The organism is uncultured Clostridium sp. (assembly GCF_934754925.1).
In the GTDB taxonomy this organism is placed as follows: Bacteria; Bacillota; Clostridia; order Clostridiales; family Clostridiaceae; genus Clostridium.
Genome location: NZ_CAKVJA010000002.1, coordinates 106,987 through 121,782 on the forward strand (window position 1 = coordinate 106,987; position 14,796 = coordinate 121,782).

At 28.9% G+C, this 14,796-nt stretch carries 15 protein-coding genes; all 15 read left to right on the plus strand.

What is annotated here, in order from left to right; genetic code table 11:
• The first annotated feature begins 58 nt into the window (after window positions 1–58).
• The 15 genes from lexA to Q0G30_RS02030 all read left to right on the plus strand — a co-directional run bounded on the left by lexA (window position 59) and on the right by Q0G30_RS02030 (window position 14,789).
• Window positions 59–1,492 (plus strand): transcriptional repressor LexA, encoded by a 1,434-nt coding sequence (lexA, locus tag Q0G30_RS01960; RefSeq protein ID WP_294385793.1) that lies wholly within the window; start codon window positions 59–61, stop codon window positions 1,490–1,492.
• 24 nt (window positions 1,493–1,516) lie between these two features.
• On the plus strand, window positions 1,517–2,701 hold the full coding sequence (locus tag Q0G30_RS01965) for a pyridoxal phosphate-dependent aminotransferase (protein ID WP_294385795.1): 1,185 nt from the start codon (window positions 1,517–1,519) through the stop codon (window positions 2,699–2,701).
• Window positions 2,702–2,965: 264 nt separating this feature from the next.
• Window positions 2,966–3,424 carry a ribosome maturation factor RimP gene (rimP, locus tag Q0G30_RS01970; protein WP_294385798.1) on the plus strand — a complete coding sequence of 153 codons (459 nt, stop codon included), beginning with the start codon at window positions 2,966–2,968 and terminating at the stop codon, window positions 3,422–3,424.
• A 17-nt stretch (window positions 3,425–3,441) separates the two neighbouring features.
• Entirely contained in the window at window positions 3,442–4,500 is a 1,059-nt protein-coding gene (gene nusA, locus Q0G30_RS01975; protein ID WP_294385801.1) for a transcription termination factor NusA, read from the plus strand.
• 13 nt (window positions 4,501–4,513) lie between these two features.
• A complete protein-coding gene (locus tag Q0G30_RS01980; protein ID WP_291676805.1) occupies window positions 4,514–4,780 on the plus strand; it encodes a YlxR family protein in 267 nt (88 codons plus the stop codon).
• Window positions 4,773–5,087, plus strand: a complete 315-nt coding sequence (locus Q0G30_RS01985) for a ribosomal L7Ae/L30e/S12e/Gadd45 family protein (protein ID WP_294385804.1) — start codon at window positions 4,773–4,775, stop codon at window positions 5,085–5,087. Before Q0G30_RS01980 ends, Q0G30_RS01985 begins: the two co-directional genes overlap by 8 nt.
• Before the next feature lie 15 nt (window positions 5,088–5,102).
• On the plus strand, window positions 5,103–7,163 hold the full coding sequence (gene infB, locus Q0G30_RS01990) for a translation initiation factor IF-2 (protein ID WP_294385808.1): 2,061 nt from the start codon (window positions 5,103–5,105) through the stop codon (window positions 7,161–7,163).
• Window positions 7,164–7,175: 12 nt separating this feature from the next.
• Window positions 7,176–7,526 carry a 30S ribosome-binding factor RbfA gene (rbfA, locus tag Q0G30_RS01995; RefSeq protein WP_294385811.1) on the plus strand — a complete coding sequence of 117 codons (351 nt, stop codon included), beginning with the start codon at window positions 7,176–7,178 and terminating at the stop codon, window positions 7,524–7,526.
• 1 nt (window position 7,527) lies between these two features.
• The gene (locus Q0G30_RS02000; RefSeq protein WP_294385814.1) at window positions 7,528–8,499 is read left to right on the plus strand and encodes a bifunctional oligoribonuclease/PAP phosphatase NrnA; all 972 of its coding nucleotides are present in this window, start codon (window positions 7,528–7,530) and stop codon (window positions 8,497–8,499) included.
• A gap of 3 nt (window positions 8,500–8,502) precedes the next feature.
• A complete protein-coding gene (gene truB, locus Q0G30_RS02005) occupies window positions 8,503–9,381 on the plus strand; it encodes a tRNA pseudouridine(55) synthase TruB (protein WP_294385815.1) in 879 nt (292 codons plus the stop codon).
• A gap of 11 nt (window positions 9,382–9,392) precedes the next feature.
• Entirely contained in the window at window positions 9,393–10,331 is a 939-nt protein-coding gene (locus tag Q0G30_RS02010; RefSeq protein WP_294385818.1) for a bifunctional riboflavin kinase/FAD synthetase, read from the plus strand.
• Window positions 10,332–10,496: 165 nt separating this feature from the next.
• Window positions 10,497–10,760 carry a 30S ribosomal protein S15 gene (gene rpsO, locus Q0G30_RS02015; protein WP_133014141.1) on the plus strand — a complete coding sequence of 88 codons (264 nt, stop codon included), beginning with the start codon at window positions 10,497–10,499 and terminating at the stop codon, window positions 10,758–10,760.
• Window positions 10,761–10,844: 84 nt separating this feature from the next.
• Complete coding sequence (locus tag Q0G30_RS02020; RefSeq protein ID WP_294385821.1) at window positions 10,845–12,944, plus strand: polyribonucleotide nucleotidyltransferase; 2,100 nt, start codon at window positions 10,845–10,847, stop codon at window positions 12,942–12,944.
• A gap of 109 nt (window positions 12,945–13,053) precedes the next feature.
• Window positions 13,054–14,358, plus strand: coding sequence for a pitrilysin family protein (locus Q0G30_RS02025; protein WP_294385823.1), 1,305 nt, complete (start codon window positions 13,054–13,056; stop codon window positions 14,356–14,358).
• 125 nt (window positions 14,359–14,483) lie between these two features.
• Window positions 14,484–14,789, plus strand: coding sequence for a YlmC/YmxH family sporulation protein (locus Q0G30_RS02030; protein ID WP_294385824.1), 306 nt, complete (start codon window positions 14,484–14,486; stop codon window positions 14,787–14,789).
• Window positions 14,790–14,796: the final 7 nt, after the last annotated feature.

Genomic DNA, 14,796 nt, shown 5'->3' on the forward strand with positions numbered 1-14,796 from the left:
TTAAATAAATTGAAATTTAAAACCTCACTTATGAGAAGGTATAACGGTAGGTGTAATTATGAAATTAACAAAAAATCAAAATAGATTTATAAATAACAAGAATATGGGCTTTTCATTGATGAAAGGAAAATCATTAACAGGAAAGACAGTTGCAGCTTTGCATAGAGTTATAAATTTAGAAAATAATTATTGTATATATAATGAAGATAAGATTTTATATTTATCTTCAAATGATGAAAAGTTAGAAAAAAGTAAAAGTTTATATAAAGAAAAAAGTAAAGTAAGTGAATTTTATTCGCTATTTACTGAGGAAAAATCAAGAGTTAAGTTTAATTTGATAAATGTATTAATAAAGGACTTTTCTAAAAGATACATAGAGGAAAATAAGCTGAATTTAAAAGCTATTTCTTTTGATGAAGCATATAAGTTCATAAAAACAGAAGAGTTTTATAATAAAGTATTATGTTTTGGAAAAAAATCTAAAGTTATTAATAAAATTAAAATAGAGGATTTATATGATGAAATTATGTGGATAAAAGCATGTAATTTTACAAGAGAAGAATATAATGAAGTTGAAAGAAAAGGAAGAAAATATAGATTAATAAGAAATTCATACAGTAGAAATTCTATATATACACTTATGGAATTATATACATCTATATTAAGAGATAATGGATATTATGATTCATATGATGAAGTATCATTTGCAATAAAATGTGGACAAAACTATAAAGAAAAGTACACTCACATAATTTTAGATGAGATAGAAGTATTAACTAAGGGTGAAATTGAATTTGTAAAAAGTATATATTCTAACAATGCATATTCATCATTTGTTTTTATTTTAAATAATGAATTTTATAATGATAAAATGTGTTGGTTAGTAAAGGGGAGAAGATTAAAAACTCTTGGAGCTGATTTTAAGGGAAGAAGCTTTTCTTTTAAAAAGGAATTTAAAGAAGAGAAAATTAAAGAAAAAAACTATATGGAAAAATTTCAATATGTTAATTTAAAATATAGAAATATTGTTGAATTTAATATGGATAGTTCCTCTTCTAGAAAAGAAATTTACTTAGAGGATAATACTGTATTTAATGAAGAGGAATTAGTGGAAGTAGATGTATATAGTGATATAGCAGCAGGTAATCCTATCGAAATTAATGATGGAGTGGAAGAAAAGTTTAATTTACCTAAGAGTTGGTTAGAACGAGGAAAAGACACTTTCATATTACATGTTAAAGGTGATAGTATGATTGAAAAGAATATAAATGATGGTGATTTAGTTGTTATTAAGAAACAAAATACTGCACTAAATAATGATATTGTTGCTGCAAGTTTAGATGGAGAAGCAACTTTAAAAACTTTAAAATTAAATAATAAAGAGCCTATGCTAGTTCCAGCCAATCCTAAATATAGTGAAATATATTTAGAAGGAAAAGAAGTAAGTATATTAGGTGTAGCTATTGGGGTAATAAAAAATAAATGTAATTAATTATTAAGATGAGGGGGCTAAAAAATGATTTCAAGTAAGATGAGAGATATGGTTTTAAATAGTTCTACTATTAGAGAAATGTTTGAAGAAGGAAAGCGATTATCAAGTATATATGGAGAAGAAAATGTCTTTGATTTTAGTATAGGCAATCCTAATGTGGAACCACCTGAAGAGATTAAAAAGATAATAAATAAAATTATTAATGAAGAAAAGCCAAATTTTATTCATGGATATATGAATAATTCAGGATATGAAGATGTTAGAGAAGCCATAGCTAATCATTTAGGATTAGAATATAATCTTAAATTAAAATATGAAAATATAGTTATGACTTGTGGTGCTGCTGGAGGGTTAAACATAATTTTAAAAAGTATCTTAGACCCAGAAGATGAGGTTATTGTTTTTGCTCCTTTCTTTGGAGAGTATATTAATTATGTTAAAAACTTTGATGGAGTAGTAACTGTTGTATCAGCAGATACAAATAGTTTTCAATTAAATTTAGAAGAATTAAAAAATAAAATATCAAATAAGACTAAAGCTGTAATTATTAATTCTCCGAATAATCCAAGTGGAGTTATATATAGTGAAGAGACAATAAAGGAATTATCTAATATATTAAGAGAAAAAGAACTAGAATTTAATAAAGATATCTATTTAATTTCAGATGAACCATATAGAGAAATTGTTTATGATAATATTAAAGTACCTTGTATATTAAATTACTATAATAATTCATTTATAGGATATTCTTATAGTAAATCATTATCACTGCCAGGTGAAAGAATAGGATATATTGTAGTTAATCCTAAAATGAATGCTTTTGAAGATATGACAGCAGCTTTAAATATAGCAAATAGGATTTTAGGATTCGTTAATGCACCTTCACTTTTCCAAAGAGTTATAAAGGAAAGCTTGAAATTAGAAGTTGACGTTAATATTTATAAGAAAAATAGAGATTTGCTGTACAATCACTTAGTTTCTATAGGGTTTAAATGCTTGAAACCAGATGGAGCGTTTTATCTTTTTCCAAAATCACCAATAGAAGATGATGTTAAATTTTGTGAAGATGCTAAAAGGTTTAATATATTAGCAGTACCAGGAAAAACCTTTGGATGTCCAGGATATTTTAGATTATCTTATTGTGTATCTTATGATAAGATTGAAAAATCTTTAAAATCTTTTGATAAGCTTATAAAGTTATATAAATAATATAATTCCTTTTAGTTATATTGAATAAAAAAATACAAATTAGGGCAAGTTTTAAATGGGGAACTTAAATGTTGCTATAGCCCCTTGTATTTATTAGTAAAGTATGCTAAGATGTATTAAGAAGTAATTTACTAATAGCTAGAAAATGAAGAGTGGGGCTTGTTCCCGCTCTTTCTATTTGAACGCAACTACTTTTTAGTTGCGTTTTTACATATCTATTTTTTAAATTACCAAAAAAATTGAATATTGCAAAGGAGGATAATTATGAAGAATGATGCCTTAGTGACTCAAATTTATGAAATGGTTAAACCAATAGCAGATGAACTTAACTATGAAATATATCATATTGAATATGTTAAGGAAAATGGAGAGTATTATTTAAGAATATATATAGAAAAAGAAGGCGGCATCACTTTAAATGATTGTGAAGCTCTTTCAAGAAGAGTAAGTGATCTTATGGATGAAAAAGATCCTATAGCAGAAGCTTACTTCTTAGAAGTTTCATCACCAGGTTTAAATAGAACACTATTTACTGAAGCTCATTATAAGAGATTTGTAGGTAGAGAAGTGATGGTTAAGCTTGCAAAAGCTATTGATGGAAAGAAAAGTATAAAAGGAATTTTAAAGGAAGTTAATGAAGAAAATATAATAGTTGAATCAGACACTTTAATAAGTATACCAAAAGAAAAAATTAAAAGTGCAAATATTGAAGGGGAAATATAGTAAGGAGGGTATTTAAGATGAACCAAGAGTTTATAGGTGCTCTTAAAGAAATAGTAAAAGATAAAGGTATTAGTGAAGATTTATTATTTACAACAATTGAGGATGCGTTAGTTGCAGCATATAAGAAAAATTATGCTGGTCCGACATCTTCAGCACAAAATGTAAAAGTAACAATTGATAGAGAAAGTGGAGAAATACACGTTTATTCTCAAAAGGTTGTTGTTGAAGAAGTTTTTGATAATGTTACAGAAATAGGATTAGAAGAAGCTCAAGAAATAAAGCCTACTTATGATTTAGATGATGTAGTAGATTTTGAAGTTACTCCAAAGAATTTTGGAAGAGTTGCAGCACAACTTGCAAAGGGAGTAGTAACTCAAAGAATAAGAGAAGCTGAAAGAAGTATCATATATAATGAATATAAAGAAAAGGAATATGATATTATAACTGGAACAGTTTTAAGAGAAGATAAAGGAAATGTTTTTGTTAATATTGGAAAACTTGAAACAGCAATTGGACCAAATGAGCAAATTCCAAGAGAAAAGTATAAATTTAATGAAAAAATTAAATTATATGTAGTAGAAGTTAAAAATACTTCTAAGGGTGCTCAAATAATAGTATCTAGAACACATCCAGGATTAGTGAAAAGATTATTTGAATTAGAGGTTCCAGAAATATATGAAGGTGTTGTTGAAATAAAGAGCATCTCAAGAGAAGCAGGATCAAGAAGTAAGATTGCAGTAGTATCTCATGATGAAAATGTTGATCCTATGGGAGCTTGTGTTGGACCTAAGGGTGCAAGAGTTCAAAACATAGTAAACGAACTTAAAGGTGAAAAGATTGATATAATTAAATGGAGTAAAAACCCAGAAGAATTTATAGCAAGTTCTTTAAGCCCTGCTAAGGTACTAAGTGTAACAGTTGATGAAGATTCAAAATCAGCTAAGGTTGTTGTTGATGATAATCAATTATCACTTGCAATAGGTAAAGAAGGTCAAAATGTAAGATTAGCTGCTAAGCTAACTAATTGGAAAATTGATATAAAGAGTAAATCACAAGCTGAAGCTATAGAGGAATAAGGGGGATTTTTTTATGAAAGTAAAGAAAATACCTTTAAGAATGTGCACAGGTTGTATGGAAATGAAGCCTAAGAAAGAGCTTATTAGAGTTGTAAAAAGCCAAGAAGGTGAAGTTTCTGTTGATTTAACAGGAAAAAAAGCAGGAAGAGGCGCTTATATTTGCAAAAATATTGAGTGTTTAGAAAAAGCATTTAAAGCAAAAAGATTAAGTAGAAACCTTGATGTTGCAATAGATGAAGAAATATACAACAGATTAAGGGAAGAGATAGTTAATGAATAAGTTTTTTAATTTTTTAGGTCTTGCTAAAAGATCAGGGAATTTAATAGAAGGGTATAGCAAATGTGATGAACAACGTAACAGACGTAGTTTTTATCTTGTAATACTAAGTGATGATGCTTCTAATAGTACTAAAAAGAAGTTTAGGAATCATTGTGCTGAAAAGGGAATTCCTCTTATAGAAGGCTTTTCGAAAGAACAACTAGGTAACCCAATTGGAAGAGAGGAACTAAAAGTTTTAGCTGTAGTAGATAAAAATATGGCTGAAAAGTTAATATCCTTGTACCAAAATGAAGAAGTAAGAAATTAACCGGGGGTGATTTTATTGTCAAAGATTAGAGTATATGAATTGGCAAAGGAGCTTAACGTTAGCTCAAAGGATTTAATAAATTTATTAATGGAAGAATTTGGTGTTGAAGTCAAAAATCATATGAGTGTAATAGAAGATGAAGATGCAACATTAATAAAAGAACTATTAGGTGATACTAGCAATAGTGAAGGTAAGAAAAGTTTAGTTGATGAATATGAAGAAGAACTTGCTGAATCACTTAATAAAGGCGTAAGAAAAAAGAAAAAGACTAAAAAAGAGATAGAGCAAGAAGAAGCTGAAAAAAATGCTGAAGCTGCATGTGGAGTAATTGAGATTGGTGAAACAATAACAGTTAAGGAATTATGTGAAAAGCTAGGTAAGCCAACAAATGATGTTATTAAGAATTTAATATTCTTAGGTGTAATGGCTGGTGTTAACCAAGAAATAGACTTTGCTACAGCTGAAAAACTTTGTGAAAAGTATGAAGTTCTAGTTGAAAAGAAACAAGAAGAAACAGAATTAGAGGCTTTTGAAGAAGAAACTGATATTGTTGAAGAAAACTTAGTTAAGAGACCTCCAATAGTAACAATTATGGGGCATGTTGACCATGGTAAGACATCACTTTTAGATGCTATAAGACATGCAAAGGTTACTGCTAGTGAAGCTGGTGGAATAACTCAACATATAGGTGCTTATACAGTTTCTTTAAATGGAGAAAAGATTACATTCTTAGATACTCCAGGACATGAAGCTTTCACTGCAATGAGAGCTAGAGGAGCACAAGTTACTGATATAGTTATATTAGTTGTTGCTGCAGATGATGGTATAATGCCACAAACAAAGGAAGCAATTAACCACTGTAAAGCGGCAGAGGTTCCTATGATTGTTGCAATAAACAAAATTGATAGACCAGGAGCAAATGTTGATAGAGTTAAACAAGAATTAACTGAACATGGATTAGTTTCAGAAGACTGGGGTGGAGATACTATTTGTGTTCCAGTTTCAGCTAAGACTGGTGAAAACTTAGAAAGCTTATTAGAAATGGTACTATTAACAGCTGAAATGCAAGAATTACAAGCTGATCCAAATAGAAAAGCTAAGGGTACTGTAATTGAAGCTAAATTAGATAAGGGTAGAGGGGCAGTTGCATCACTACTTATTCAAAATGGTACTTTAAATGTAGGTGATTCTATCTTAGTTGGTTCTACTTACGGTAGAATAAGAGCTATGTTCGATGACAGAGGAAAGAAAATAAAGAGTGCTGGACCATCTATTCCAGTTGAAATATTAGGACTTTCTGAAGTTCCAGCTGCCGGAGATAGATTTATAGTTTGTAAAGATGAAAAGACTGCAAGAAATATGGCTGAAGTTAGAAAACAAAAAATTAAGGCTGATAGTCACCAAGCTTCTAATAGAGTATCTTTAGAAGATTTATACAGTCAAATCCAAGAAGGAAAAGTTAAAGAACTAGCTATAGTTGTTAAAGCTGATGTTCAAGGTTCTGTAGAAGCTATAAGACAATCTTTAGAAAAATTATCTACTGATGATGTAAAGGTTAGAGTAATACATGGTGCTGTTGGGGCAATAACAGAAACAGATGTTACACTTGCTGCAGCTTCAAACGCTTTAGTTATTGGATTCAATGTAAGACCAGATTCAAATGCAACAGTTCAATCAGAAAAAGAAAATATCGAAATAAAAACATATAGAATAATATATGATGCAATTGAAGATGTTAAATCTGCTATGATAGGTATGCTTGAACCTGAATATAAAGAAGTTATAAATGGTAAAGCTGAAGTAAGAATGACATATAAGATTTCAAATGTAGGAACTATAGCAGGTTGTTATGTTATAGATGGTAAAATTGTAAGAAATTCTGAAGTTAGAGTAATTAGAGATGGTATCGTAATATTCGAATCAACATTAGCTTCATTAAAGAGATTCAAGGATGATGCTAAAGAAGTAGCTAAAGGATATGAGTGTGGTTTAAGCGTTGAAAAGTTCAATGATCTTAAAGAAGGCGATATTATAGAATCATTTACAATGGAAGCTATTAAAAGAAAAGAGCTTTAAGAGGTGTTTTAAATGGCTAACTATAGAGGCGGAAGAATAAACGAAGAAGTAAAAAGAGAAATTAGTACTATAATAAGAAATGAAATAAAAGATCCAAGACTTACTGCAATGGTATCAGTTACTGATGTAAAAGTAACTAAAGATTTAAGATATGCAAAGGTATTTGTAAGTATATTTGGAAAAGATGATGAAGAAAAGAACAATACATTTATTGCTCTAAAAAATGCTAGTGGATATATTAGAAAAGAAATAGGTCAAAGAATTAATTTAAGATATAATCCTCAAATAATATTTGAACTTGATGATTCAATCAATTATGGAATGCATATTGAAGAATTAATTCAAAAGGTAAAAGATAAGTAATATGACATTAAGTCAAATTGCAAGATTTATATTAGAAAGCAAAAAAATAGGCATTACCTACCATGTATCACCTGATGGTGATGCAGTAGGTAGTGTTCTTGCACTTTTTAACGCTTTAAAAAGTTTAAACAAGGATTGTTACATAATATCAAAGGATACTTTATCAGAAAATTTAAAGTTTTTAAAAGGAGCAGGTGAAATTACTGGGGAAATTACAGAACCTGTAGATGAAACTGATATTGTAGTAGTGCTTGATTGTGGAAATTTAGAGAGAGTAAGTGCAAATTTAAAAGAATTCACTGGCACAATAGTAAATATAGATCATCATCTGTCAAATGATAAATATGGTGATATTAATTATATAGACGCAAATGCAGCTGCAACAGCAGAAATAGTATTTGAGTTATTAAATTTAATGGGAATAAGTTTTGAAAAAGAAAATAGCGTTATAAAAGATATAGGAACTTGTATGTATACTTCAATAGTAACAGATACAGGTGCTTATAGACATTCTAACGTAACAGAAAGAACACATAAGATATCTGCAACATTAAAGAAAATAGGTGTAGATAATACTTTTATTTACCAAAGTCTTTTTGATAATAAAGATTTTAGCAGAATCAAATTAATTGGAAAAGCATTGAGTAATATGCAACTTATTTTAAATGGAAAGGTTGCATTATTAGAAATAGATAAAAACTTTACAGCAGATTTAGGAATTGATATAGGAGATACATCAGATATAATTTCTTATGGGCTTCAAATTAAAGGTGTTGAAGTAACATTATTATTAAAAGAAGTTGAAGATGGTGTTAAAGCTAGCCTTAGAGCTAAGAGTTATGTTGATGTAAGGAAAATAGCAGAAGTTTTTGGCGGTGGTGGTCATATAAGAGCTTCAGGTATAAAAATAAGAAATATGTCAATGGAAGAAGCTAAATATGAAATATTAAATGAAATACAGAAAGAGTTGTAAGATATGAATGGAGTTTTAAATATCTTTAAACCAAAAGGGATGTCATCTTTTGATGTTGTTAGAGTAGTGAAAAAAGTAGCTAAAACAGGAAAGGTTGGACATACTGGAACATTAGATCCAGAAGCAACAGGGGTATTACCTATATGTATTGGAAGAGCAACTAAAATAATAGATTATATTATGGATTCAGAGAAGATATATGAAGTTACTTTTAAGTTGGGAATTAGGACAACTACTTATGATTTAGAAGGAGAAGTTTTAGAAAAGAGAGATACTTCTAATTTAAGAGATGAGGATATATTAGGCGTAATTAAAGATTTTATAGGAGAGTATTCTCAAGTTCCACCTATGTATTCGGCTTTAAAGCAAAATGGAGTTAGACTTTATGAGCTAGCTAGAAAAGGAATAGAAGTAGAAAGACAAGGTAGATTAATAAAAATCTATAATATAGAAGATATTAAGATAAATAATCCTTATATTTCTATGAAAGTTACATGTTCTAAAGGTACTTATATAAGAAGTCTATGTTATGATATAGGAGAAAAGTTAGGCGTATTTGCAACTATGACAGAATTAAATAGAGCAAAAACTTCTGTATTTTCACAAGAAAATTCAATTAATATTAATGATTTAACAGAAGAAAATATAGACAATTATATTGTAACAATGGAAGAAGCACTAAACAAATATGAAGCAATTACAGTCCATGGAAAGTATGTAAAACTTCTTGTAAATGGAGTAAGGGTTGCTGATAGTAGATTTACTAAAGATAAGGTTATTAATAATACATTATATAGAGTATATGATGAAAATAATAATTTTATAGGCCTAGGTGAAAGAAATGATGCTGGCTTTAAAATAGAGAAGTTACTAATCACATAGGAGAAAAAATAATGCTAATATATGATAACAAGGCTTTTGATGAAGAAAGTAGAAACAATTATATAGCTCTTGGTAGCTTTGATGGATTACACTTAGGACATTTATCATTAGTAAGAAAAGTCAAAAGTTTAGCTATAGAAAATAGTGGTAAATCAGTTGTTTTTACTTTTAAAAATCATCCTAGAAGATTTTTAAATATTAATAATAAATTAGAGTTAATTATGACCAATGAAGAGAAAGTTAAGCTTTTACAAAATGAAGGAATAGATATACTGGCATTTAAAGATTTTGATGAAAAAATTATGAAGATGATGCCTGAGGAATTTATACAATGGTTATGTAGAAGCTACAATGTAAAAGGAATTGTTGTAGGATTTAATTTTAAATTTGGTTATAAAAATTTAGGTAATGTTGAGCTTTTAAAAAAGTTTCAGGAAGAATATAATTATAAATTATATGTAATGGAACCTTATAAAATTCATGATGAAATAATAAGTTCTACATCTATTAGAAAAGAGTTAATAGAGGGAAATGTAAGAAAAGCATTTAATATGTTATCTAGACCATATATGCTTTCAGGAAAAGTAGTAGATGGTAAAAAGTTAGGAAGAACTATAGGATTCCCAACAGCTAATTTAGAAATTAATAAGGAAAAGGTTATTCCTAAAAAAGGTGTTTACTACACCAATGTAAAAATTAATGAAAAAATTTTTAAAGGAATTACTTCAGTAGGGAATAATCCTACTGTAAATGGGCAAGAATTAACTGTAGAGACTTATATATTAGACTTTAGTAATGATATATATGGAAAAGAAATTAATATTTATTTTATTGATAGAATAAGAGATGAAATAAAATTTAATAATCTTAATGAATTGATTGAACAATTAAAAAAAGACAAAAAATTTGCAGAGAAAAGTAGAGAAGTTGTGAGCCAAAATAATATATAATTTTTTATTATTAGATAATAAAAGCTAAATAAATTTAAAATTATAAATTATGTTTACAAGATAGACTTACTTTGCTATAATATTTCATGAAGAACCTACTTCTAAGATTTGAGGGTGATTTCTCTTTTCCTGGAAATAGGGGATAAATTAACTGGAGGTGTCATTATGGACGCAATAAGAAAGCAAGAATTAATCAAACAATACGGAAGACACGAAGGAGACACTGGTTCACCAGAAGTTCAAATCGCTCTTTTAACTGAAAGAATCAACTCATTAACTGGACACTTAAAAGTTCACAAGAAAGACCACCACTCAAGAAGAGGTCTTTTAATGATGGTTGGACAAAGAAGAGGTCTTTTAAATTACTTAGCTGAACAAGATATCGAAAGATACAGAGCTATAATAGCACAATTAGGCTTAAGAAGATAGTCTTTATAGAGCGGGTTTTATCCGCTCTATTATTTTAAAAAAATTAAATTAGTAGAACCGTAAAACCTGAAGGGAGGTTATTAAATGACTAATATACTAGAAAGAAATATAGCTGGTAGAAATATGAAAGTTGAATTTGGTAGAGTTGGAATGTTATCAAATGCAGCTATTTTTATGAGCTATGGAGATACAGTAATATTAACAAATGTTAATGCTTCAGAAAAACCAAGAGAAGGAATAGATTTCTTCCCATTAAGTGTTGAATATGAAGAAAGATTATACGCAGTTGGTAAAATACCAGGCGGATTTATAAAAAGAGAAGGTAGACCTTCAGAAAATGCAATTCTTTTCGGAAGAGCTGTAGATAGACCATTAAGACCATTATTCCCTAAGGGATATAGAAATGATGTTCAAGTGGTTTGTACAGTTGTATCTGTAGAACAAGATAACTTACCAGAAATTCTAGCAATTAATGCAGCATCAATGGCATTATCTCTATCAAGTATTCCTTTTACAACTCCAGTTGCAGCAGTGCAAGTTGGATTAATCGATGGAAATTTTGTTTTAAATCCTACTTCAAAAGAAAGAGAAGAAAGTATTCTTCAATTAACTGTTTGTGCAACTAAAGAAAGAGTTATGATGATTGAAGCTGGTGGAAATGAAATACCAGAAGATACAATGATTAAAGCAATTGAATATGGTTTTGAAAAGTGTCAAGATATAGTTGCATTCCAAGAAGAAGCTATGGCTAAATTCGGAAAGAAAAAGGATGAACCTGTTCTTTATAAGCCAGATGCAGAGCTTACAAAAGATATTCAAGAATTCGCTGGCGAAATGATAAAAGAAGCTATGTGGATTACTGATAAAGATGAGAGAAATGCAGCAATGGATGCAGTAAACGATAAAATAACTGAAGAATTTGCAGAAAAGTATCCAGATACATTTGCAGATTCTAAAGAAATAGTTTATAACATGCAAAAAGAAGTAGTTAGAGATATGCTTTTAAACCATTCTAGAAGACCAGATGGAAGAGCTTTTGACGAGATAAGAAAGATTTCATGTGAAGTAGATTTACTTCCAAGAACTCATGGAACAGGTTTATTTACAAGAGGATTAACTCAAGTTATGACTGTAGCTACTTTAGGAGCTGTTGGAGATATTCAAATTATAGATGGTATAGGTGAAACAGAATCTAAAAGATATATGCACCACTATAATTTCCCTGCTTACTCTGTTGGTGAAGTAAAACCATTAAGAGGTCCAGGTAGAAGAGAAATAGGTCATGGAGCTTTAGCTGAAAGAGCTTTAGAACCACTTATTCCTTCAGAAGAAGAATTCCCATATACAATTAGATTAGTTTCAGAAGTATTAAGCTCAAATGGTTCGACTTCTCAAGCTTCAGTTTGTGGATCTACATTAGCATTACTAGATGCAGGTGTTCCAATTAAGAGACCAGCAGCAGGTATTGCAATGGGTCTTATAACATCAGAAGATTTAAGTGAAGAAGAAGTTTTAACTGATATACAAGGAATTGAAGATTTCTTTGGAGATATGGACTTTAAAGTAGCTGGTACAACTGAAGGTATAACTTCAATTCAGGTTGATACTAAAATTAAGGGATTAAGCTTTAATGTAATTGAAACAGCAATTAAAAATGCAAGAAAGGCTAGATTACACATTTTAGATAAGATTAACGAGTGTATTCCAGAACCAAAATCAGAAGTATCTAAATTTGCGCCAAAAACATCAACTATTTCTATCGATCCAGAAAAAATAAGAGATGTTATTGGAGCAGGTGGTAAGGTTATTAATAAGATAATAGCTGATACAGGTGTTAAGATTGATATTAAAGAAGATGGTACAGTATTTGTTTCTTCACCAGATCATGATGGAGTAAATGAAGCTATTAGAATTATTGAAGGATTAACTAAGGAAGTTCAAGCAGGTGAAGTTTACTTAGGAAAAGTAACTAAAATAGCTGCATTTGGTGCATTTATTGAAATCTTACCTAATAAAGAAGGACTTTGTCATATTTCTAAATTAGATAAGAAGAGAGTAGAAAAGGTTGAAGATGTTGTATCAGTTGGAGATGAAATCTTAGTTAAGGTAACTGAAATAGACTCTCAAGGAAGAATTAACCTTTCAAGAAAAGATGCTCTTCCACAAGATGAGGCAACTGAATAATAAAAATGTTAAAAGAGAATTATTTTAAATTCTCTTTTTTTTACTATATAGAATAAATATGATAAGATTAAAATAAACTAAAAGCAAATCGATAAAAATGGAGGTAAATATGTTTAATTTATATACATTAGATAATGGCTTAAGAGTTGTAACAGAATATATTGAGCATGTTAATTCTATAAGTGTAGGAATAATGGTTCAAAATGGTTCAAGAAATGAAAGTAAAGATGTTAATGGTATTTCTCATTTTATAGAGCATATGTTTTTTAAAGGTACTGATAAAAGAAGTGCAAAAGAAATAGTACAAGAAATAGAGAATATAGGTGGACAAATTAATGCTTATACAAGTAAAGAAACTACTTGTTATTATATAAAAGCATTAAATACTCATGTTGATTTATGTCTAGATGTAATTTCTGATATGATATTAAATTCAAAATTTGATGAAGAAGAAATAGAAAAAGAAAAGGGTGTAGTTATTGAGGAAATAAATATGAGTCAAGATAACCCGGAAGATGTATTAGATGAGATACATTCAGAAGCTATATTTGGAGATAATTCTTTAGCATATCCTATTTTAGGGACACCTGATAAAATAAAATCATTTACTAGAAAGAAGATTAAAGATTATATTAGAACACATTATACTCCTTATAATTCTGTGCTTAGTATTTGTGGAAAATTTGATGAGAAGGAATTAAGAAAGCTTATTGAAGAGTACTTTGGAAAATGGAGTAAGGATGATATATATAATCCAACATATGAATCTATTACATTAAAGCATGATAGTAAATATACAGAAAAGCAAATAGAGCAAGTTCATATAAATTTAGGTTTAAATGGATTACCATACGCTGATGATAAATCTTACTCTTTAGTATTGCTAAATAATATATTTGGTGGTGGTGCATCATCAATACTTTTCCAAAAGGTTAGAGAAGAATTAGGATTATGTTATAGCGTTTATTCCTACATGCAACCTTATTTAGGTGTTGGAACAATGAATATATATACTGGGTTAAGTAATAAGTATTGCGATAAAGCAATAAGTGTTATAAATGAACATTTATATGATTTTGCAAGTAAAGGAATAAGTAAAGAATTACTAGAAATTAATAAAGAAAAAATTAAAGCAAGTTATATATTAGGTTTAGAAAGTACTTCATCTAGAATGTTTGCTAATGCAAAATGCTTCTTATTACAAAATAAAATTAAAACACAAGAAGATGTAATTAAGAGAATTAACAAAATAGATAATGATGACATAAACTATGTATTGGAGAGATGTTTTAAACCGGGAATAATAAGTACTGCGTTTGTTGGGCAAGGAATAGAGGCTGATAAATTAAATTCAATTGTAAATAGCTCTAAAGTTGCATATAAGAATTGTGCTGATGAAAAATTTCTATTGTAAGTTTGACGTATAGTTGATATATTATTTAAGTAGAGTAAAGTACTGATTGGATTTTTATAGTATATGTAATGTAATATATTACTTATTGTATGCATAATATTATGTATAACAAGGAGGTAATTATTATGAAGGATTTTGAATATTATGAAAAAAAGCCAGAGAGTCAACTTAGAAACTTAAGTGAGTTGGAAAGATATGAGATTTTCAACTTAGAAAGTGCAGAAAAGTATGACAGTGCTCAAAATATTGATTTTATAATTGACGAAGAAGGATATCTTAAATTCCTGGTTGTTGGTATTAGTGCAAGTAAGTTTAGCTTCTTTGGTAGCAAAGAATATGTTGAAATACCATGGGAATGTGTAACAAAAGTTGGAACTAATGTCATAGTAATCTCTGCTGAGGAAGGAAAGATAAAAAGAGCGAAAGCTTAAAAAACTT

What these genes read in the sequence shown, in the direction of transcription:
- lexA (WP_294385793.1), top strand. Translation starts at nt 59, where the DNA reads ATGAAATTAACAAAAAATCAAAATAGATTTATAAATAACAAGAATATG.
- Q0G30_RS01965 (WP_294385795.1), top strand. Translation starts at nt 1,517, where the DNA reads ATGATTTCAAGTAAGATGAGAGATATGGTTTTAAATAGTTCTACTATT.
- rimP (WP_294385798.1), top strand. Translation starts at nt 2,966, where the DNA reads ATGAAGAATGATGCCTTAGTGACTCAAATTTATGAAATGGTTAAACCA.
- nusA (WP_294385801.1), top strand. Translation starts at nt 3,442, where the DNA reads ATGAACCAAGAGTTTATAGGTGCTCTTAAAGAAATAGTAAAAGATAAA.
- Q0G30_RS01980 (WP_291676805.1), top strand. Translation starts at nt 4,514, where the DNA reads ATGAAAGTAAAGAAAATACCTTTAAGAATGTGCACAGGTTGTATGGAA.
- Q0G30_RS01985 (WP_294385804.1), top strand. Translation starts at nt 4,773, where the DNA reads ATGAATAAGTTTTTTAATTTTTTAGGTCTTGCTAAAAGATCAGGGAAT.
- rbfA (WP_294385811.1), top strand. Translation starts at nt 7,176, where the DNA reads ATGGCTAACTATAGAGGCGGAAGAATAAACGAAGAAGTAAAAAGAGAA.
- Q0G30_RS02000 (WP_294385814.1), top strand. Translation starts at nt 7,528, where the DNA reads ATGACATTAAGTCAAATTGCAAGATTTATATTAGAAAGCAAAAAAATA.
- truB (WP_294385815.1), top strand. Translation starts at nt 8,503, where the DNA reads ATGAATGGAGTTTTAAATATCTTTAAACCAAAAGGGATGTCATCTTTT.
- Q0G30_RS02010 (WP_294385818.1), top strand. Translation starts at nt 9,393, where the DNA reads ATGCTAATATATGATAACAAGGCTTTTGATGAAGAAAGTAGAAACAAT.
- rpsO (WP_133014141.1), top strand. Translation starts at nt 10,497, where the DNA reads ATGGACGCAATAAGAAAGCAAGAATTAATCAAACAATACGGAAGACAC.
- Q0G30_RS02020 (WP_294385821.1), top strand. Translation starts at nt 10,845, where the DNA reads ATGACTAATATACTAGAAAGAAATATAGCTGGTAGAAATATGAAAGTT.
- Q0G30_RS02025 (WP_294385823.1), top strand. Translation starts at nt 13,054, where the DNA reads ATGTTTAATTTATATACATTAGATAATGGCTTAAGAGTTGTAACAGAA.
- Q0G30_RS02030 (WP_294385824.1), top strand. Translation starts at nt 14,484, where the DNA reads ATGAAGGATTTTGAATATTATGAAAAAAAGCCAGAGAGTCAACTTAGA.